At 42.3% G+C, this 19671-nt stretch carries 17 protein-coding genes and 1 tRNA gene; 9 read left to right on the top strand and 9 right to left on the bottom strand.

Annotated elements, in window-relative coordinates:
• Positions 1-6: 6 nt before the first annotated feature.
• From DW862_RS04085 to pheS, 7 genes are all read right to left on the bottom strand, one after another.
• Positions 7-1191 carry a DUF418 domain-containing protein gene (locus DW862_RS04085; protein ID WP_120067327.1) on the bottom strand — a complete coding sequence of 395 codons (1185 nt, stop codon included), beginning with the start codon at positions 1189-1191 and terminating at the stop codon, positions 7-9.
• A gap of 118 nt (positions 1192-1309) precedes the next feature.
• Positions 1310-2353 (bottom strand): hypothetical protein, encoded by a 1044-nt coding sequence (locus DW862_RS04080; RefSeq protein WP_004314227.1) that lies wholly within the window; start codon positions 2351-2353, stop codon positions 1310-1312.
• 10 nt (positions 2354-2363) lie between these two features.
• A complete protein-coding gene (locus tag DW862_RS04075; protein WP_120067326.1) occupies positions 2364-3338 on the bottom strand; it encodes an ABC transporter substrate-binding protein in 975 nt (324 codons plus the stop codon).
• 117 nt (positions 3339-3455) lie between these two features.
• Positions 3456-4715, bottom strand: coding sequence for a phosphoglycerate kinase (gene pgk, locus DW862_RS04070; RefSeq protein WP_004300866.1), 1260 nt, complete (start codon positions 4713-4715; stop codon positions 3456-3458).
• Between the two features lie 93 nt (positions 4716-4808).
• The gene (gene nth / locus DW862_RS04065; protein WP_049703499.1) at positions 4809-5486 is read right to left on the bottom strand and encodes an endonuclease III; all 678 of its coding nucleotides are present in this window, start codon (positions 5484-5486) and stop codon (positions 4809-4811) included.
• The gene (locus tag DW862_RS04060; RefSeq protein WP_004314230.1) at positions 5483-6682 is read right to left on the bottom strand and encodes an MFS transporter; all 1200 of its coding nucleotides are present in this window, start codon (positions 6680-6682) and stop codon (positions 5483-5485) included. The genes nth and DW862_RS04060 overlap by 4 nt, the downstream gene beginning before the upstream one ends.
• A gap of 155 nt (positions 6683-6837) precedes the next feature.
• Complete coding sequence (gene pheS, locus DW862_RS04055) at positions 6838-7857, bottom strand: phenylalanine--tRNA ligase subunit alpha (protein WP_120067325.1); 1020 nt, start codon at positions 7855-7857, stop codon at positions 6838-6840.
• A gap of 120 nt (positions 7858-7977) precedes the next feature.
• On the opposite strand from pheS, the gene DW862_RS04050 reads away from it, so the two are divergent.
• Together DW862_RS04050 and DW862_RS04045 are read left to right on the top strand one after the other, a co-directional pair.
• Positions 7978-8997: an energy transducer TonB gene (locus tag DW862_RS04050; protein WP_117809705.1), complete on the top strand. Its 1020-nt coding sequence runs from the start codon at positions 7978-7980 to the stop codon at positions 8995-8997.
• A 663-nt stretch (positions 8998-9660) separates the two neighbouring features.
• Positions 9661-9873 carry a hypothetical protein gene (locus tag DW862_RS04045; RefSeq protein ID WP_004312688.1) on the top strand — a complete coding sequence of 71 codons (213 nt, stop codon included), beginning with the start codon at positions 9661-9663 and terminating at the stop codon, positions 9871-9873.
• 20 nt (positions 9874-9893) lie between these two features.
• Here DW862_RS04045 and DW862_RS04040 read toward each other — a convergent pair whose 3' ends face one another.
• Both DW862_RS04040 and DW862_RS04035 read right to left on the bottom strand, forming a co-directional pair.
• Positions 9894-10520 carry a hypothetical protein gene (locus DW862_RS04040; protein WP_008026027.1) on the bottom strand — a complete coding sequence of 209 codons (627 nt, stop codon included), beginning with the start codon at positions 10518-10520 and terminating at the stop codon, positions 9894-9896.
• Positions 10521-10562: 42 nt separating this feature from the next.
• Positions 10563-10636 (bottom strand) — tRNA-Ala (locus DW862_RS04035).
• Positions 10637-10752: 116 nt separating this feature from the next.
• Between DW862_RS04035 and DW862_RS04030 the strand changes: the two genes are divergently transcribed.
• From DW862_RS04030 to DW862_RS04000, 7 genes are all read left to right on the top strand, one after another.
• Positions 10753-11055: a DUF4286 family protein gene (locus DW862_RS04030; protein ID WP_004312687.1), complete on the top strand. Its 303-nt coding sequence runs from the start codon at positions 10753-10755 to the stop codon at positions 11053-11055.
• Positions 11052-11618 carry a crossover junction endodeoxyribonuclease RuvC gene (ruvC, locus tag DW862_RS04025; RefSeq protein WP_004312686.1) on the top strand — a complete coding sequence of 189 codons (567 nt, stop codon included), beginning with the start codon at positions 11052-11054 and terminating at the stop codon, positions 11616-11618. Before DW862_RS04030 ends, ruvC begins: the two co-directional genes overlap by 4 nt.
• Before the next feature lie 55 nt (positions 11619-11673).
• Complete coding sequence (pulA, locus tag DW862_RS04020; protein ID WP_120067324.1) at positions 11674-13680, top strand: type I pullulanase; 2007 nt, start codon at positions 11674-11676, stop codon at positions 13678-13680.
• A 446-nt stretch (positions 13681-14126) separates the two neighbouring features.
• Positions 14127-15773, top strand: coding sequence for a sialate O-acetylesterase (locus DW862_RS04015; RefSeq protein ID WP_120067323.1), 1647 nt, complete (start codon positions 14127-14129; stop codon positions 15771-15773).
• Between the two features lie 21 nt (positions 15774-15794).
• Positions 15795-17279, top strand: coding sequence for an MFS transporter (locus DW862_RS04010; RefSeq protein WP_004312683.1), 1485 nt, complete (start codon positions 15795-15797; stop codon positions 17277-17279).
• Positions 17280-17308: 29 nt separating this feature from the next.
• Positions 17309-18445, top strand: a complete 1137-nt coding sequence (locus DW862_RS04005; RefSeq protein WP_117809710.1) for an endo-1,4-beta-xylanase — start codon at positions 17309-17311, stop codon at positions 18443-18445.
• Positions 18446-18667: 222 nt separating this feature from the next.
• Entirely contained in the window at positions 18668-19645 is a 978-nt protein-coding gene (locus DW862_RS04000; protein WP_120067322.1) for a glycoside hydrolase family 43 protein, read from the top strand.
• Positions 19646-19671 lie beyond the last annotated feature (26 nt).

Genomic DNA, 19671 nt, shown 5'->3' with positions numbered 1-19671 from the left:
CTTTAATTATTTATTTTTTCCAATCCAGGTCAAACGTTTCCAGAGACCCTCAAAAGGACCGTGTTTATGGTGTCGGAGCCACCACGAACAAAATACCATTTGTAATAGAACAAAAAGGATGCCAAAAAGGAAACTGTAAGTGATTCCTAAATATCGTCCAAGTTCGAATCCCCAATGATAGAACAAAAGAGAACCGAAAATAGATTGCCCGAGGTAGTTCGTTAAACTCATTTTACCATAAGATGTGAAACGCATAAAGAAACTGCGGTCTTTCACACGGTAGAAAGTCAGCAGTAATCCCGTTACCAGCAATACCATGAAGCTAAGGCTGCTGAATGAACTTAATATCAATTGCAAGGGAACAAGGATGGCACTTCGTTCGATGAATTCCGGCAGCATATTGTTCAATCCGTAGATGGGGAAGAAGCAGAGAAGCGAAACGGCCAATGCCTTTAACCACAGGCGTTCGTTCTGTTCGCTGTACAGGAAATATTTACGGCGACCGACAAGCATTCCGAATAAGAATAACCCCGGTGTCTGTAAGATACGTCCATGTTCCAGTGCCCAGGTCATGTTGGCCAGTTGTCCTTCCCACATATTCATTCGGACTGTTTCGAGGAAAGTTCCGTTCTTTTGTACGTCGAAAGCAATGCTGAAATAATAACTTGCCAAACTTTTTCCTGCCACATAGTCAGGATTACACAAAGCATAAATCAATTTCACCCAGTCGATAGGTTGTAGAATTAATAAAGTAGCGAAGATGACAACCGTGCGGTCACTCATCCGGCAGAATATCGGAAGGATAATTCCTAAAATCGCATACATAGTCAATATTTCACCGGTAAAGAAAGCGGCATTGAACTGTCCTATCATGAAGAGAATGAATAATCTCCATAAAAAACGCAAGCGGAAATCTTTCCCTCTCCGTTGTTGGTTGTTGTCCTGAATGTAGAAACTAAAACCGAAGAGCAGGGCAAACACAGCGTATGCTTTGTTACTGAATGTGAAGAATAACCCTCTCCAAATAGCCTGATCGGTAAATTTCATCCATTCAAAAGGTACTTCTTCTGGGAAAGAATAGAAATTAAAATGTTCAATACTGTGTAAGAGAATAATTCCCATTACTGCTAATCCTCTTAATACGTCGGCCACGTCTATTCGGGCGTTGGTTTCCGCGATTTTGTGTTCCATGATTTCTTCGTTTCTGTTATTTATAAGATTGATATTCTATAATTATTTGATTCCGCTGTTTCAATACTGCTACTTCAGCCCTAATACCGGATGCTAATACTTAATACTTGATACTTGATTAAAATCTTACCTGCACCTGTGCCTGTATCAGATTGGAGTCTTTTTGTCCGTCTCCTTTCTTGTCGCAAAAGGTATATTGTGCTTGTAAGCGGCATCTAGGGTAGAACCAGTATTGTACGCCTGCAATATAGTTATTCTGTTTGAAATCAGCAGCTTTGTTCGGGTTGAAATAATCGAACGAAGCGATGAAATCGAAATTCCGGGCGAAGCGTACACTGCCTGTTGCATAGAAACCTTCGCTTTTCACACTCCGGTCTTTTCCGGCAAGATATTCCGTACGCAGATTAAAGGTGGAAGTGGTGACAACCCCTCCTGCACTCCAACGTTTCTTGGCGTAATTTTCTCCTGCTTTTATTCCGGTATATTCCGAATCTGCTATGGCATGTCCTGTTCCGCGGATAAACGAACCACCTACGGATAACCATTTCAGCGGATTAACCATCAAGTTACCGACTACATCTTTTTGACTGTTTTTGTCTTTGGTGTTCAATCCCTGTCCGTTCATTACAGCCACTTTGTATTGCAGGAAGTCGCGAAATAATTTTCCGTGAAGCATCATGCCGATATCCCGTCCGGACGTCATTCCGTAACACTTATCGCTACCGCTTACTCCCGCCAGATAACAAACCGACTGTGAATAACAATTGATGAGTTCTACTGTGGTAGGAGATAATTCATTTTCTATGGTATAAGGAACCTTGAATTCACCGATACGTGCCGTAAGTCCGGGGAGAAACTGATAATCGGTATACACTTCGAGTAACATGCCTCCATTGTAGAAGTCATACATAAAATCACAAGTCCACCGTTTGGTGATCTTTCCGTGTGCCATGAAAATAATTCGCTTGATGTCGAATGTATTGTCCGGGTTCGCTGCATCGTCATAAGTATATCCCAATTGGGCATATCCGGAGAGACTAATCCGTTCTTTCAGTGTGTTGACAACTTGATTTAGTGGTGTCTGCTCCTGTGCCAGGAGAGGATTTTGCATACCTGTAATGCATAATACAAAGGTTAAGAATTGGAGTAGTGTTTTTCGCATGAGTTAGTTGTTATTTGATTTTGATTATGGTTGATACTGTGGGGATATACGTTGTGTCAATCAGATTCCGTTCAGAGTAGGTTTCGGGGATTCGATGGTTTTCTTTCAACCAGTGTATAGCTTTATCTATCCCTTCAGCCGAAGGGCGTTTTGCTTTTTGATAATTGGGGAGGGCGACGAGTCCTGTCAGATTTTCCGGTACACCTATTTCTATCAGCACTTGCTCCCATTCCTTCTGTGGATGCATTTTTATATAATCTACTCCCAGATTATAACCTGTGATGAGTAGTTCGATTTCTTTTCTTTTTTGGTTGAGCGCTTTTCGTGAAAAAGCGGTAGCCGTAAAATCAATGCCCAACTCCTGTGTACTTACCAATGAACGATGCTGGCTGTTCATGGCGATGGATGCGGCAGGGTCGGGCAGGAAAGAGGCGTCAATCTGATTGTACTGCAACATTTGCAGCCGGAGAGGAAGCTGGCCGATTTCCGGCATATTCATTTCTGAAAGACTGATTCCGGCTTTGTTTAATAACTGGTCGGTAGCATATTCGATAACTGTGTTGCGTGACACAGCAATATTCTTTTCCTTGAGCTGTTCCTGTTGATTGATATTACTTTCTTTAGAGACAATGAAACAGAAATAACCATCATTTTTCAAGACGAACCCTAAATCTGCATGATGGATAGCTTGCAGCACTACTGCGCTGGGATAATCGGTAATCATGCCATCCATTTTCCCGGTCTGGAAAGCAGCGTCCCGGTCGTTGGCAGAGTTGAATGAAAGAATAGTCAGGTTCAGCCCTAATGAATCGTAGATACCTTGTGTTTTAGCTATATGGAAAGGGAGTCCGTCCAGTGTGGGCATCATGCCCAGGGTGAGTGGTTGCAGTTCGGTTAGAGGTAAAAAAGAGCCGTCTCCTTTTTTACTCTGGCAGGAGTAAAGGAAGAGAAGGATGAACCAAAAGAGTAGTATCGGTCTTTTCATACCTCGTTTTTGTAAATAAGAGGAACTCCGTTTTTTATAAATAAGGGCAACTCTTTTCACAAAGAACTGCCCTCTTATCATTAACTATTTAAAAAATTAACTAATTATCTAGTTCTATTATTCTTGAATAGCAGCGATACCCGGAAGAACTTTTCCTTCGATTGCTTCGAGCAATGCGCCACCACCGGTTGAAACGTAAGATACACCGCTAGCCAAACCGAACTTGTTAACACAAGCTACAGAGTCGCCACCACCCACAAGTGAGAATGCGCCGTTCTTAGTTGCTTCAACGATTGCTTCACCTACTGCACGTGAGCCGTGAGTGAAGTTGTCAAATTCGAATACGCCTGTAGGACCGTTCCAAAGAATAGTCTTAGATTCTTTGATAACGTTAGCGAAGATTTCTTCAGTCTTAGGACCGATGTCAAGACCTTCCCATCCGTCAGGAATTTCGTCAACAGCACAGAATTTAGTATTTGCGTCGTTAGAGAATGCGTCAGCAATCTTAGCGTCAACAGCCAATACCAGGTTTACACCTTTTTCTTTTGCTTTCTTCATCAAATCCAAAGCCAGGTCAAGTTTGTCGTCCTCACAGATAGAGATACCGATTTTACCACCCATTGCCTTAGTAAATGTATAAGTCATACCACCGGCGATGATTAAGTTGTCTACCTTGCTCAACAGGTTTTCGATGATTTCGATTTTAGAAGAAACTTTAGAACCACCCATGATAGCAGTGAACGGACGTTTGATGTCGTTCAATACTTTATCAACGGCTTTCACTTCTTTTTCCATCAGGTAACCGAACATCTTGTTGTTTACATCGAAATATTTAGCGATCAATGCTGTAGAAGCGTGTGCACGGTGAGCAGTACCGAATGCGTCGTTTACGTAGCAGTCAGCGTAAGAAGCCAATTTCTTGGTAAATTCTTTCTGGCTTTCTTTTACTGCTTTCTTGGCAGCAGCTTTTTCTTCGTCAGTTGCATCTTCAGCCAAACCTCTTGGTTTGCCTTCTTCTTCAGCGTAGAAGCGAAGGTTTTCGAGCAACAGCACTTCTCCCGGTTGCAGAGCAGCAGCTTTTACAGCAGCTTCTTCGCCCATGCAGTCGTTAGCGAACTGAACTTCAACGCCCAGCAATTCAGACAGATGCTTGATGATATGTTTCAAAGAGAATTTATCGGCAACGCCTTTCGGACGGCCCAGGTGAGAGCCAATGATGATGCTTCCGCCGTCTGCCAGGATCTTCTTCAAAGTAGGAAGAGCTGCACGCATACGAGTGTCATCTGTAATGTTGAAGTTTTCGTCCAGGGGTACATTGAAGTCCACGCGAACAAATGCCTTTTTACCGGCAAAATTGAATTTGTCAATTGTCTGCATAATACTCTATTTTTATTTAAAAGTGTTTTTAAAATTCTTCTTTTAGAACGACCGCAAAGTTACTATTTATTTCGGTTCCTTGCTATTAAATCGTTATTTATTCTTGGCTTTTGGTTCCTCTTTTGTAACTTTATAGGTGTTACAGAAATATTTGCACATCATTTGCAAACCACAGGTGTCACATTTGGGAGCGCGTGCCTGACAAACATAACGACCATGCAGAATGAGCCAATGGTGGGCAATCGGTATTAGTTTTTCCGGAATATTCTTCACCAATTCTTTTTCCACACTGAACGGGGTAGTGCAACTATCCGGCACCAGTCCGATGCGATGGCTGACACGGAATACGTGTGTATCTACCGCCATTGCAGCCTTATTAAACACAACCGACTGGATGACATTGGCTGTTTTTCTTCCTACACCGGGTAGCTTTACTAAGTCTTCCAGATTGTCGGGCACCTGACTATTGAAGTCATTCACCAGCATCTTTGCCATACCGACCAGATGTTTGGCTTTATTGTTCGGATAGGACACGCTTCGTATATATTCGAAAATAACTTCCGGCGTAGTGGCTGCCAGTGCTTCCGGAGTCGGAAAATCTTTATACAAAGGGGGAGTGATCATATTCACCCGTTTGTCCGTACATTGTGCAGAAAGAATAACAGCGATCAGCAACTCATACGGATTGTTGTAATGCAGTTCGGTCTCGGCTACAGGTACATTGTCTTGAAACCAGGCGATTACTTTCTCATAACGTTCTTTCTTTCTCATCGTAGCTTGTTTTTATGGTAATGAGGTGTCACTTTTAGTTTGAAATAGAGGGCGGAAACTACCGTCAGGCAGGCTCCGAAAAGATAAGCCTTATCAAATGTACTAATTTCTGCGATATATCCACCGGTCAGCATACCGATACCGATTCCTACGTCCCAAGAGGTAAGATAGGTGGAAGTGGCTGTTCCCCGCTGGCTATTGGGGGCAAGGTTGACAAACAACGTATTAAATGCCGGAAACATGATTCCAAATCCGACTCCCATCAACAATGCGATGCCAAAAAACAGGATGTTGCAAACAGTATCATTCCATTGAATCAGATATACACAGGCTGAAAGCAGGAAGAAACTGCAGACAACCAGGTATAATCCGGCTATTATTACTTGTGTTATCTTTCCGCGATCCACCAGTTTTCCCGAAAAGATGCGGGAGATTGCCATGCCGACAGCCATAAAAGTAAAGAAGAATCCGGTTTGCGTGTTCAATCCTATTTGGCGGGCATACATGGCGACATAGTTGGTTGTCATTCCGTAAGGGATGGAAAGTAACAATAGGCTAAGTCCGGCTGGCAGTCCTTTCATCAAAATAAAACGGTCGAGTGAAATCGGTTCCCGTTTCACAGGAGGTTTATAGGGCGTTTTCACCAGACTGGCGCATAGGAAACCTAAAATGCAGGAACCGAATGCGTAACAGAAGATCGTAGCAAAAGAGACTCCTGCATCGTGCAGAAACAGTCCGAACATCGGCCCGATGGACATAGCTGTATTGTTGGTAAGCCCGTAATAGCCTAAACCTTCCCCACGGCGGGAAGATGGCATAATGTCTATCACTACCGTGTTTCCTCCTACTGTAACCATTCCGAAAGAGACGCCATGAATGATTCGGAATATAATAAATAAGGTAAGGGAGCCGGCTATTAAATATCCACCGAACATCATCATAAAGATGAAGTAAGCAAACAGATAAAGAGGTTTGCGGGCAAACGTGTCGAGCAGATAACCGGAAAACGGACGGATGCAGAGAGCGGCTACTGTATAGCAGGAAAGTACAATACCAATAGTGGAATTTCCAGTTTGGAAGAATTCTGATAAATAGAACGGCAAAACAGGAATCAACAACCAAAAGCCGAAGTAGAGCAGGAAGTTGGCTGCCAAGATGAAACAATAACTGGGAGTAATGAGTCTATCCTTTGCCATAATGAATGTATTTGTTTCACCACAGAGGACGCAGAGGACGCAGAGTCTCACGGAGTTTTTTCTTTCTAATGACTTTCTATGAAAAACGAGTCGTAGTTGATACGGCTGAAATAAAAACTCTGTGTCCTCTGCGTCCTCTGTGGTGAAATCTAAATTTAGTAAGCGCTCTCGAATTCTTTCAGGAAGCGAGTATCATTTTCAGAGAACATACGCAGGTCTTTCACCTGATATTTCAGATTTGTGATACGTTCGATACCCATACCGAGAGCATAACCGCTGTATATTTTGCTGTCTATACCGTTAGATTCAAGTACGTTCGGGTCTACCATACCGCAACCGAGGATTTCTACCCAGCCGGTGTGTTTACAGAACGGACAACCTTTACCGCCGCAGATATTACAGCTGATGTCCATTTCCGCACTAGGTTCAGTGAACGGGAAGTAAGACGGACGCAGACGAATCTTTGTATCAGCGCCGAACATTTCTTTAGCGAAAAGCAACAATACTTGTTTCAAGTCGGTGAACGATACGTTTTTGTCTACATACAACGCTTCTACCTGATGGAAGAAACAGTGTGCGCGATAGCTGATTGCTTCATTACGATACACACGTCCCGGACAGATGATGCGGATAGGAGGTTGTGAAGTTTCCATCACACGGGTCTGTACGGAAGAAGTATGCGTGCGCAATACTACGTCCGGGTGAGCTTCGATAAAGAAAGTGTCCTGCATATCGCGTGCCGGATGATCTTCGGCAAAGTTCAGTGCCGAGAATACATGCCAGTCATCTTCAATTTCCGGACCTTCGGCAATACTGAATCCCAGGCGGGCAAAGATATCAATGATTTCGTTCTTTACAATGGTGAGCGGGTGGCGTGTACCGAGTTTCACGGGATAAGCCGAACGCGTCAAATCCAATCCGTCACAATCATTGTCCTGACTTTCAAACAATTCTTTCAGCGCGTTGATTTTGTCCTGCGCTTTTGTTTTCAGTTCATTCAGTCTCATGCCGACTTCTTTTTTCTGATCGGCAGCTACATTACGGAAATCTGCCATTAAGTCGTTAATGGCTCCCTTCTTACTTAGGTATTTGATGCGGAGAGCTTCGAGTTCTTCGGCATTGGAGGCGTGTAAGGCTTCCACCTCTTTCAGAAGTTGTTCAATCTTAGCTATCATATTTTCGATGTATTGTTATTCAGTTTCTTAGTAAAAACCGTGCAAAGATATAATTTTATCACGAACCATCGAAATAATTTGTATCTTTGTTGCCGATATGTACCGAAAATCCGGCAACTTATGAAAAAGATTGTTTTCTGTCTTCTGCTTTTAACCTTTTCTTTTCGCCTGGCGGCCCAGATTGACTATTTGGAGCCGGTGAAACCTTTTTCTTCTTATACAGGCGAGTTAGGCGAATATTACCGTAGTGTGTTTTCTTTACTAAATACTGGCTTTCAGAAACAGCCATACGCGCGTTTCGCAGCTATCCCTTCTTTTTCGCCGGAGTATGCAATGTCGGTAGAAAGGAAAAATGGGCGTTATACGCTGATTTCGAATACACTATCTCGTACCTATTGGCAGGCGGAGAAGGGGACAGTGACGGTGGATACTAAATCGGTTGTCATTAGCGCTTCCCTGTATCAGTCTTTAGGGGCTATCTTTCGTTTGGTGACAGAGCAGGTGCAGGATCTGGATGGTTCTACGGCCGGTTTAGATGGAATTGTCTATTACTTTTCTTCTACAGACGCAAAAGGCAAAGAGCGGATGGGACGAAAATGGTCGCCGGAAAAAGGAACGTTGATGGAACGTCTTGTATTGGTTTGTCAGTCGGCATATATGTTATCTCGGGGAGAGAATATTTCGGAACAGACATTGGCGGAAGAGGCTGCTTCTTTATTGAAAGCATTGCAACAGCGTAGTAAGGAAGAACCGGATGCTTATAAACAACCGATGTATGTTGGAATTTATCCGGTAGGTCCCCGCGCAAAGACGCTTTCCGGAAGGCAGGTGGAAGAACCTGCTCATTTCTCTGCGATGAGTCCGGAAGAATATATTGCCAATGAAATGGTTTATCCGGCAGGACTTTTAGAGAAGAATGTTTCGGGTTATGCTTTATGTGAGTTTACTATTGATAAGGAAGGGGTTATCCTTCGTCCTCATATTCTACGTTCCACTCATCCGGAATTTGCAGAGGAGGCTCTCCGCATTGTTAAAGGGATGCCGAAATGGTCCCCTGCATTGGCGGGAGGAAAGCCGGCGGATAGTAATTATACTCTTTATATTCCTTTCCGTCCGCAACTTTATCGGAAAAATAAGTAACTTTGTATTCAAAGTCCGATTAATAAAAAAGAGATATTGCATTTATAACTTGAATTCAGCAGCCTCTCTCTAATAAATAAAAAAAATAAATTTGCTGTCATCTGTCACAGATTGCAACTTAACTGTTTGATTATGAAAAGTAAATGGCGTGACAGCAACGTGGTGACAGCACTGTGACGGCAATAGTGCTGTCACTGCAAAGCCAAGGAGAAATAAACGCACTACAAAGGTGTGATAGAGGTGCATACCCGAATCAAGTCAAAATCACAGATGAAGTTTCATTGCCTAAATAGTATTAACTACAGGCAGATAGGCTATTCTATTTATTACCCTTGTACTTACGGGGCGGGATCTGCCTTGTGACTGATAGTTTCAAGCCTTGAAACTATTTGTTCTGCGGCTTGAAACTACAGTTTCGTAGGCTTGAAACTTTTGTTTCTCTTGCTTGGAACTATTAGTTTCTTACTGATGAAACTATAGTTTCTCACCGATGGAACTGTAGTTTCTCGCCGATGAAACAACCTTTACTCTATAATAGCCTGATTATGTTGGAGTACTTTTGATAGTATAATAACATGATTGATTTCTTCAAAAATCATTAAAACAGAAAACTTTTCTTCGTTTGTATTGTCTTATAGCCATAAACTTTTAAAACGAGAACTTATGGATGATATGATTAACAGGCATGATTCGATAGCCGAAGAAAATATCGAACCGAATGGCCGTCCGGCCAAGGACCAGTTTGAAGAATGGAGCGGCGAGGTTGCCGACCGTGCGGATGACGTATTCAAGAATGACAAGAAAGACGGTCCTATTAAAGACCGCGAGAAACGTATAAAAGAAATGGACGAAGTGATAAAAAAGGACCTTGAGTAAAGGTCCTTTTCTTTTTTTCTTTAGTTTGCCGGAGTAACGATAGGTTCTTTGATAAAAATACTCCCTATCTCAATTGTTTTGTCATCAAATACATCTAGTCTAATATTTATCGATTCCTTTTCGGAAAGACTTATGAATTTTCCTTGAATATAATACTTCTGATTATCAATAAGATTGGAGGCTTCTTCCTCATCTAAAGCCGTTATAATTCTGAAAGAAATATTATACTTTCCGGTTTTTTGAAGGCTGCTACAGGTAAAGGATATAAGATATTTATATCCTTTATTATCGGTACTTTTAACTTTATCCATAGAAGCGAATTTGACTGCTATATCAGAAAGGAAATCAGGGTTATTCTCAAGTTCCTTTTCTAACAAAGAACGCAATTCTTTTCCTGCTTTTTTTCTTTGGATGTCATTGTTGAAACAATTAGGATGTCTAGATATATATGCGTCTAAAAAAGCATTTATTTTTTCTCCATCAGCGTTCCCTTCTTCTAGCATTGCGTTTACTGCTGCTATGCTATCATTGAGGCGTATATCATAGTCTGCATTGTTTGATTGTGTTGTTTTTGAAGACTTGTTTCCGTAGCAGGAAATTAAGCATGGGATGATTAGAAGAATAGTGGCAAATTTTGTGATGTTCATGTCCAGTACACTATTAAAGTTCAAAGTTGGGAGAGAAAAAAGTGGAGCGTATCGGACTCGAACCGATCACCTTAACACTGCCAGTGTTACGCTCTAGCCAGATGAGCTAACGCCCCTTTTTTGTCTTATATGATAACGTTTGTAAACGAATCCTTTTTTGTTGCCGCAAATATAATGCATTATTCTGAAATAATTGCTATGTTTGCGGTAAATAATAGTATGAAATTAAGATATGCTGATTTATAATACAACTTTTCAAGTGGACGATGACGTTCACGACAATTTCATGATTTGGATAAAAGAGAGTTATATCCCTGAAGTACAGAAACACGGTGCGTTGAAGGCACCGCGTATTTGCCGGATATTGAGTCATCGGGAAGAAGGAAGTGCGTATTCTTTGCAATGGGAGGTAGAAAGCAGTGGGTTATTACATCGCTGGCATTTGGAACAGGGGGTGCGATTGAATGACGAACTGGTAAAAATATTTAAAGATAAAGTGATCGGATTTCCGACCTTGATGGAGGTGATAGAGTGATTCAACCGGTAAAAGAAAAGATAATCCTGGGAATTGACCCCGGTACGACAATCATGGGATACGGGGTTCTAAGAGTGAGAGGAACCAAACCAGAAATGATTGCGATGGGGATTATCGACTTGCGTAAATTTGCCAATCACTATCTGAAACTTCGCCATATCCATGAACGGGTATTGAGTATTATTGAAAGTTATCTACCGGATGAGTTGGCTATTGAAGCACCTTTCTTCGGAAAAAATGTACAATCGATGTTGAAGTTAGGGCGTGCACAAGGGGTAGCAATGGCAGTAGCGTTGAGCCGGGATATTCCAATCACCGAATATGCCCCTTTGAAGATAAAAATGGCTATCACCGGAAACGGGCAGGCATCAAAAGAACAAGTGGCGGATATGCTGCAAAGGATGCTACGGTTCTCAAAAGATGATATGCCTACTTTTATGGATGCAACAGATGGTTTGGCAGCGGCTTATTGTCATTTCCTGCAAATGGGGCGACCGGCAATGGAAAAAGGGTATAGTAGTTGGAAGGATTTTATAGCGAAGAATCCGGATAAGGTGAAATAAAGCATTTAATTTTATGGGGGATAGATATGGTGTGTAGCATAGGGGGAGGTTTAGAATGAAGATAGGAAATAATTATTTAGCGATATTGGGTGTGACTACAGTGACAACAGTGATGAGTTGTTCCCCAACGAAGAAGGAATATACTTCTTTTGAATTATATCCGGTTCGTATGGGAAGCCTTACAGAGATGGAATATACGCCGTTGGCAACCAAATTTTTCCTTTGGTCACCAACAGCAGAAGAGGTGCGCCTGATGCTCTATGATGCCGGAGAAGGCGGACATGCTTACGAAACAGTAAAGATGGAACTCGGTGAGAATGGAACCTGGACGACATCCGTAGATAAGGATCTGCTTGGCAAATACTATGCTTTCAATGTAAAAATCAACGATAAATGGCAGGGCGACACGCCGGGGATTAATGCTCACGCTGTAGGAGTGAACGGAAAGCGTGCAGCTATCATCGACTGGAAGACTACCAATCCGGAGGGGTGGGAGAGTGACCGACGTCCTTCTCTGAAATCTCCTGCTGATATGATTATCTATGAAATGCATCATCGTGACTTCTCTGTCGACTCTACTTCGGGAATAAAGAATAAAGGCAAATACCTTGCACTGACTGAACATGGGACGGTGAATTCCGGCAATCAGCCAACAGGTATCGATCATTTGGTAGAGCTGGGAGTGACACATGTGCATCTTCTTCCTTCTTCTGATTATGCTTCTATCGACGAAACAAAATTAGATGAAAATCACTATAACTGGGGATATGATCCGGTAAATTATAATGTGCCGGATGGTTCTTATTCAACCGATCCTTATCAGCCTGCCGTTCGCGTGAAAGAGTTCAAACAGATGGTACAAGCGTTGCATAGAGCTGGAATACGCGTGATAATGGACGTGGTTTACAATCACACTTTTAATACACTTGAAAGTAATTTTGAACGTACCGTTCCCGGCTATTTTTACCGTCAGAAAGAGGATGGCACATTGGCAAATGGTTCAGGGTGTGGCAATGAAACAGCAAGTGAACGGCCTATGATGCGTAAGTTCATGATAGAGTCCGTTCTTTATTGGATAAAAGAATATCATATTGACGGCTTCCGCTTTGACTTGATGGGGGTGCATGATATTGAAACAATGAACGAGATTCGAAAGGCTGTCAACAAAGTCGATCCTACTATTTGTATCTATGGAGAAGGTTGGGCGGCTGAAGCTCCTCAATATCCGGCAGATTCATTGGCGATGAAAGGGAATATTTCCCAGATGCCCGGAATTGCGGTATTCTCGGACGAATTACGTGACGGGCTTTGCGGACCAGTATGGAAAAAGGAGAAAGGAGCTTTTCTTGCCGGAGTTCCGGGAGGAGAAATGAGTGTAAAATTCGGAATTGTTGGAGCTATTAAGCATCCGCAAGTACGTTGTGATTCCGTAAACTATAGCCAGAAGCCGTGGGCGGAACAGCCTACCCAGATGATTAGTTATGTTTCCTGTCATGATGGTTTGTGTCTTGTAGACCGATTGAAGGCAAGTATGCCGGGAGTTACTCCCGAACAGTTGGTTCGACTTGATAAACTGGCACAAACGGTAGTCTTAACTTCACAGGGAATTCCTTTTATCTATGCAGGTGAAGAAGTGATGCGTGATAAACAAGGGATAGACAATAGTTATAAGAGTCCGGATGCCATCAATGCCATTGACTGGAGACGCAAAACGACAAACGGAGATATTTTCACGTACTATAAACGACTCATTGATCTTCGTAAGTCTCATCCGGCTTTCCGTATGGGAAATGCAGAAATGGTCCGGAAGCATCTGGAGTTCCTTCCGGTTGAAGGGCAAAACCTGATTGCGTTTCGCCTCAAAGAGCGTGCGAATGGAGATAGCTGGGAAGATATTATCGTAGCCTTTAATTCCCGTACGACTCCTGCACGACTGGAAATTCCTGTTGGTAAATATACGGTAGTATGTAAAGATGGAGTGATAGATGTGCGTGGATTGGGTACGCAAACCGGACCGGAGGTGATTGTTCCCGGTCAGTCTGCGTTGATTATGTACAAGTAGTTTTTTTCTGTTTACTACAATTCCGAGATACTCAAGTTTTTTATGCAGTAGACTGGCTACCTGTTTCAGTCTAATGGAACAAATGAAATCATGTGCCGGCTGGTTAGTCGGCACTTTTTATTTATAGCATATATAACAACTCAACGTTGGTTGCCGGCATTTCTATCATCTTTAAATAGATAGAATGAATAACAATAACTACTGTAATCCGTTCTTTCTAAATCCTTCATTTTCCTCCTATTCATCGGCAATCTTAATTTGGATGTAACATTACGACAAGTATTTGTAACATACGTAAACGATGATGTAACAAGCGAGTAATGATTTGAATCAAAATCTTTGGGTAAGCGGAGAGAAACTTCCTAAGTTTGCAAAGTGGAATTCAGGATGGAGTGTTTTTCTTTCCGGATTACTATGAAATAAAGACATAAAAGAAAAGATGGATAATGAATAAGTATTGGTTTTATAAGGTTGGGTTAGTAGTTGTGTTCCTTTGCTTCGCTCTGTTGGGTGAAGCAAAGGTTAAACTTCCCGCTCTTGTTTCCGACGGAATGGTGCTTCAACGTGGGGAGCCTGTCAATATTTGGGGAACGGCTGATCCTGATGAAACTGTTAGTATAACTTTTCAAAAAAAGAAATATAAGACCGTTGCCGATGCGCAAGGCAACTGGAAAGTGATCTTGCCTGCCTTGAAAGCTGGTGGTCCTTACACGATGATTATTAATGATATAGAGTTGAAGGATATTCTTGTGGGTGACGTTTGGGTATGTTCCGGTCAGTCGAATATGGAATTACCTGTTTCACGGGTTACAGACCGTTTTCGGGATGAAATATCTGCGGACAATGATTATCCGATGGTACGTTATATAAAAACTCCTCTATTGTATAACTTTCATGCCCCGCAGACAGATATTCCGGGAATCTTCTGGAAGGCTATGACTCCTGAAAATGTGATGTCTTTCTCTGCTTTGGTTTATTTCTTTGCTAAAGATTACTTTCAGAAAACAAAGGTTCCGGTAGGAATCATAAACTCCAGTGTCGGAGGTTCACCGATAGAAGCGTGGATCAGTGAGGAAGGTTTGAAACCTTTTCCTTATTATCTGAACGAAAAACGTATCTACGAATCAGATGACTTGGTAGAATCAATGAAAAAAGAAGAGAGCAAGAAAAGCCGTGCCTGGAATGTAGCACTGTATCAGGGAGATAAAGGAATGCATGAAACCATCCCTTGGTATGCTGCCGGCTATGATGACAGTGATTGGACACCGACTGATTTGTTTGCTTCCGGTTGGGCTACTAACGGATTGAATACAATCAATGGTTCCCATTGGTTCCGTAGAGATTTTCAAGTGTCCGGGCAACAAGCGGGAGAGAAGGCAACTCTTCGCCTGGGATGCATCGTAGATGCAGACTCCGTCTATGTAAATGGTACGTTTGTGGGAACTGTTTCTTATCAATATCCACCACGTATCTATACCATTCCCGCCGGATTGTTGAAAGCTGGAAAAAACACGATAACCATACGTCTTTTCAGTTATGGCGGTTTCCCTCATTTTGTAAAAGAGAAACCCTATAAGATACTTTTCGGAAAAGGCCAGCCGGAAAAAGGAGAATCGGAGATTAGTCTGGAAGGTGATTGGAAATATCGCCTCGGCGCTCCCATGCCTGCTGCTCCGGGACAGACTGCTTTCCATTATAAACCCGTAGGACTTTATAATGCTATGATTGCTCCTTTGTTGAATTATACGGTATCCGGTGTTATCTGGTATCAGGGTGAATCGAATGTGTCTCGCAGAAATGAGTATAAAGACCTGTTGACGGCGATGATTGCGGATTGGAGACAGCATTGGAATCGACCTGATATGCCTTTCTATGTGATTGAACTGGCGGATTTCCTCTCACCCGAAGATAAAGGAGGGCGTGCTGCCTGGGCAGAATTCAGGAAAGTGCAGGCAGAAGTAGCCAATACAAATAAAAATGTCACTCTAATTAAAAATGGTGATTTAGGAGAATGGAATGATATTCATCCATTGGATAAAAAGACGTTGGGACAACGTGTTTCCCAGGCGGTCTTTCAACAAAGAGTCAAATAAATTAAAAAAGAGATTAGTACCATGAAAACACAGACTCAAAAAGTGTCGATGGCCGAGAAAATCGGTTATAGCTTGGGTGATGGTTCGGCGAACCTGATTTTTCAGATGATGATGATGTTCCAACTCTTCTTCTATACAGATGTGTTTGGAATCAAAGCAACAGCAGCAGGTATGATATTGCTGGTCGCACGCATTTTCGATGCGTTTGTCGATCCGGTGGTAGGTATCCTGTCCGACAGAACCAATACCCGTTGGGGTAAATACCGTCCCTGGTTGTTGTGGACAGCTATTCCTTTTGCCGTATTCTTCATTCTGGCATTTACGACACCCGATTTGAGTGAGCGTGGGAAGATTATTTATGCAGGTATCACTTATACCTTATTAATGTCTATTTACTCCTTCAATAATACCCCGTATGCCTCTTTGGGCGGTGTGATGACAAGTGACATCAAAGAACGTACCAGTATCTCGTCCGTCCGTTTTGTGACAGCTACAATCGCCACTTTTGTTGTGCAGGGGCTTACTTTGCCGTTAGTCTCCAAGTTCGGGCAAGGAGACGATCAACGTGGATGGTTCCTGACAATTACCCTGTTTGCCATTATCGGAGTTGTTCTTTTAGTAATCACATTCTTCTCTGCCAAAGAGCGTATCACGCCTCCTGTAGGTCAGAAAACTTCCGTGAAACAGGATTTTAAAGATATCGTAAGCAGCCGTCCATGGAAAGCGATGTTTATCCTAACCCTCTTTTTGTTTACGACATTGGCTATGTGGGGCAGCAGTATGTCTTACTACTTTAATTATTTCGTAGATAAAACAGCCCTTTTTGATTTCTTGCAGAACTTCGGATTAGTACGGATAGAAGGAGAAACTTATGGTATGTGGCACACTTTCCTTGATGCTTTCGGACTGATTGCGCAGCCCGATCATAGTAATGTGTTTGCTGTAGGTTTCAGTTTGTTCAATATGATTGGGCAGGTTATCACTTTGGCGGGTGTAATATTGCTTTCCGGATTTCTTTCTAATATCTTTGGCAAGCGGAATGTGTTTTTGATCTGCCTGGCACTGACAGCCTTTTTTACAGCCCTGTTTTTTGTGGTAGATTCGACAAACATAAGTATGATCTTTATTATTAACTGTTTGAAGAGTTTGGCATACGCACCTACTATTCCATTGCTTTGGGCAATGATGGGAGATGTTGCCGATCATTCAGAATGGGTGAACCATCGTCGTGCGACAGGGTTTGTATTTGCAGGTGTAGTCTTTGCCCTGAAAGCCGGACTAGGTATAGGGGGAGCTATTTGCGGTGCGATTGTCGATTCGTTCGGTTTTGTATCTAATACAGTGCAGACGGAAAGCGCTATTTTCGGTATCCGTTTGACATCCAGCGTGATTCCTGCCATCACTTTCTTTGTAGGAGTAATTGCTTTGTTCTTTTATCCTATTTCTAAAAAGTTGAATGAGCATATTCAGGACGATTTGGCAAAACGCCGTCTGGAAAACAATTGATTAATAACTATAACTAATAGATAGACTATATGAAGACTTCGACAAGAACAACCGCAGTTTCTTTGTTGGCTGCTGTAGCCCTGATAACTAGTACTTCGGTAGCTTTTGCACAAGAAACAAAGACTTTGAAAGAAGCTTTGAAGGATAAATTCCTGATAGGAACAGCAGTGAATACACGACAAGCATCCGGTCAGGATAAGGCAGGAGTGCGCGTAATTCAGGAACAATTTAATGCTATTGTAGCAGAGAATTGTATGAAAAGTCAGGAAATGCATCCGAAGGAGAACCGTTATAATTTCACACAGGCAGATGAATTTGTTGCTTTTGGAGAGAAAAATCATTTGGCAATCACAGGACATACGTTGATTTGGCATTCGCAGCTTTCTCCCTGGTTCTGCGTGGATGAGAATGGCAAAAATGTGTCTCCGGAAGTATTGAAGAAACGGATGAAAGATCATATCACCACTATTGTGAAGCGTTACAAAGGCCGTATTAAAGGTTGGGATGTGGTGAATGAAGCGATTGAAGATAATGGTGCATATCGTAAGACTAAGTTTTATGAAATTCTAGGTGAAGAATATATCCCATTGGCTTTTCAATATGCACACGAGGCCGATCCGGATGCAGAGCTTTATTATAACGATTATTCAATGGCTCAACCGGGCAGAAGAGCGGCGGTTGTGAAGATGGTGAAAGACTTGAAGAAACGCGGTATCCGTATTGATGCGGTGGGGATGCAAGGACACATCGGCATGGACTATCCGAAAATCAGCGAGTTTGAAGAAAGTATGCTTGCCTTTGCCGGAGCGGGAGTGAAGGTAATGATAACAGAATTGGATCTGACTGTATTGCCATCACCCGACCCCAAGGTTGGTGCGGAAGTCTCGGCATCTTTTGAATATAAAAAAGAGATGAATCCTTATTCGGACGGATTACCGGAAGAAGTATCAAAAGCATGGACAGAGAGAATGAATGATTTCTTCCGTCTGTTCCTGAAACATCAGGATATCATAACAAGAGTTACAGTTTGGGGAGTAGCCGATCAGGATTCGTGGCGTAACGACTGGCCGATGAGAGGACGTACGGATTATCCATTGCTTTTCGACCGCAATCATCAGCCGAAGCCGGTAGTTGATTTGATTATAAAAGAGGCTATGCAGAAATGATCATTTGGAGTTCACTTCACCACAGAGGACACGGAGGATACAGAGTTCTTCTCTCTCTTTCCGTAAGTAAAACAGAGCGATAAATATACGATTACGTGAGACTCTGTGTTACTCTATAGTGAATAAAAAGATTAAACCTCTGTGTTCTCCGTGTCCTCTGTGGTGAAATAGAAATTCCCATTTATAAAATTAATTTAGAACTGTTGCAATAAGAATAAAACCATGAAAACAGAAAAAAGATATTTAGTTCCCGGTGATTATATGGCTGATCCTGCCGTACACGTGTTTGATGGCAAACTTTACATTTATCCCTCGCATGATTGGGAGAGTGGTATTGCCGAGAATGATAATGGAGATCATTTCAATATGAAAGATTACCATGTGTATTCTATGGATGATGTAATGAATGGAGAGATTACTGACCATGGGGTTGTACTTTCTACGGGAGATATTCCTTGGGCAGGCCGTCAGCTTTGGGACTGTGATGTTGCTTTTAAAGACGGCAAATACTATATGTATTTTCCATTGAAAGACCAAAATGACATATTCCGTATCGGAGTAGCTGTGAGCGATAAACCATACGGACCTTTTGTTCCGGAAGCAAACCCGATGAAAGGAAGTTATAGCATTGATCCGGCTGTTTGGAATGATGGAGATGGTAATTATTATATGTATTTTGGCGGACTGTGGGGTGGACAGCTTCAACGTTACCGGAATAATAAAGCATTGGAATCAGCCATTTTACCCGAAGGAAAGGAAGAGGCCTTGCCATCCCGTGTCGTTCGTTTGAGTGATGATATGATGGAGTTTGCGGAAGAACCGCGTCCGTTAGTCATTCTGGATGAAAACGGTAAACCTCTGACAGCAGGAGATACAGAACGTCGTTTCTTCGAAGCTTCCTGGGTACATAAGTATAATGGGAAATATTATTTCTCTTACTCTACAGGCGATACCCATCTACTTTGTTACGCGATAGGTGACAACCCATACGGACCATTTACTTATCAGGGAGTTATCCTGACTCCGGTAGTGGGATGGACTACTCATCATGCTATTGTTGAGTTCAAAGGAAAATGGTATCTGTTCCATCACGATTGCGTACCTTCCGAAGGGAAAACCTGGCTTCGCAGCTTAAAAGTCTGTGAACTGCAATACGATGCTGATGGAAAAATCATCACGATTGAAGGATTGGATGAATAGTCGCTAAATGATTATTTTGCGGAGTG

This window comes from Bacteroides sp. AM37-9, assembly GCF_003603455.1.
In the GTDB taxonomy this organism is placed as follows: domain Bacteria; phylum Bacteroidota; class Bacteroidia; order Bacteroidales; family Bacteroidaceae; genus Bacteroides; species Bacteroides xylanisolvens.
Note: the sequence above shows the minus strand (reverse complement) of the source record. Positions and strands in the feature narration are given on the sequence as shown.

Coding starts and splice junctions, on each gene's coding strand:
- DW862_RS04085 (WP_120067327.1), bottom strand. CDS start 1,191: ATGGAACACAAAATCGCGGAAACCAACGCCCGAATAGACGTGGCCGAC.
- DW862_RS04080 (WP_004314227.1), bottom strand. CDS start 2,353: ATGCGAAAAACACTACTCCAATTCTTAACCTTTGTATTATGCATTACA.
- DW862_RS04075 (WP_120067326.1), bottom strand. CDS start 3,338: ATGAAAAGACCGATACTACTCTTTTGGTTCATCCTTCTCTTCCTTTAC.
- pgk (WP_004300866.1), bottom strand. CDS start 4,715: ATGCAGACAATTGACAAATTCAATTTTGCCGGTAAAAAGGCATTTGTT.
- nth (WP_049703499.1), bottom strand. CDS start 5,486: ATGAGAAAGAAAGAACGTTATGAGAAAGTAATCGCCTGGTTTCAAGAC.
- DW862_RS04060 (WP_004314230.1), bottom strand. CDS start 6,682: ATGGCAAAGGATAGACTCATTACTCCCAGTTATTGTTTCATCTTGGCA.
- pheS (WP_120067325.1), bottom strand. CDS start 7,857: ATGATAGCTAAGATTGAACAACTTCTGAAAGAGGTGGAAGCCTTACAC.
- DW862_RS04050 (WP_117809705.1), top strand. CDS start 7,978: ATGAAAAAGATTGTTTTCTGTCTTCTGCTTTTAACCTTTTCTTTTCGC.
- DW862_RS04045 (WP_004312688.1), top strand. CDS start 9,661: ATGGATGATATGATTAACAGGCATGATTCGATAGCCGAAGAAAATATC.
- DW862_RS04040 (WP_008026027.1), bottom strand. CDS start 10,520: ATGAACATCACAAAATTTGCCACTATTCTTCTAATCATCCCATGCTTA.
- DW862_RS04030 (WP_004312687.1), top strand. CDS start 10,753: ATGCTGATTTATAATACAACTTTTCAAGTGGACGATGACGTTCACGAC.
- pulA (WP_120067324.1), top strand. CDS start 11,674: ATGAAGATAGGAAATAATTATTTAGCGATATTGGGTGTGACTACAGTG.
- DW862_RS04015 (WP_120067323.1), top strand. CDS start 14,127: ATGAATAAGTATTGGTTTTATAAGGTTGGGTTAGTAGTTGTGTTCCTT.
- DW862_RS04010 (WP_004312683.1), top strand. CDS start 15,795: ATGAAAACACAGACTCAAAAAGTGTCGATGGCCGAGAAAATCGGTTAT.
- DW862_RS04005 (WP_117809710.1), top strand. CDS start 17,309: ATGAAGACTTCGACAAGAACAACCGCAGTTTCTTTGTTGGCTGCTGTA.
- DW862_RS04000 (WP_120067322.1), top strand. CDS start 18,668: ATGAAAACAGAAAAAAGATATTTAGTTCCCGGTGATTATATGGCTGAT.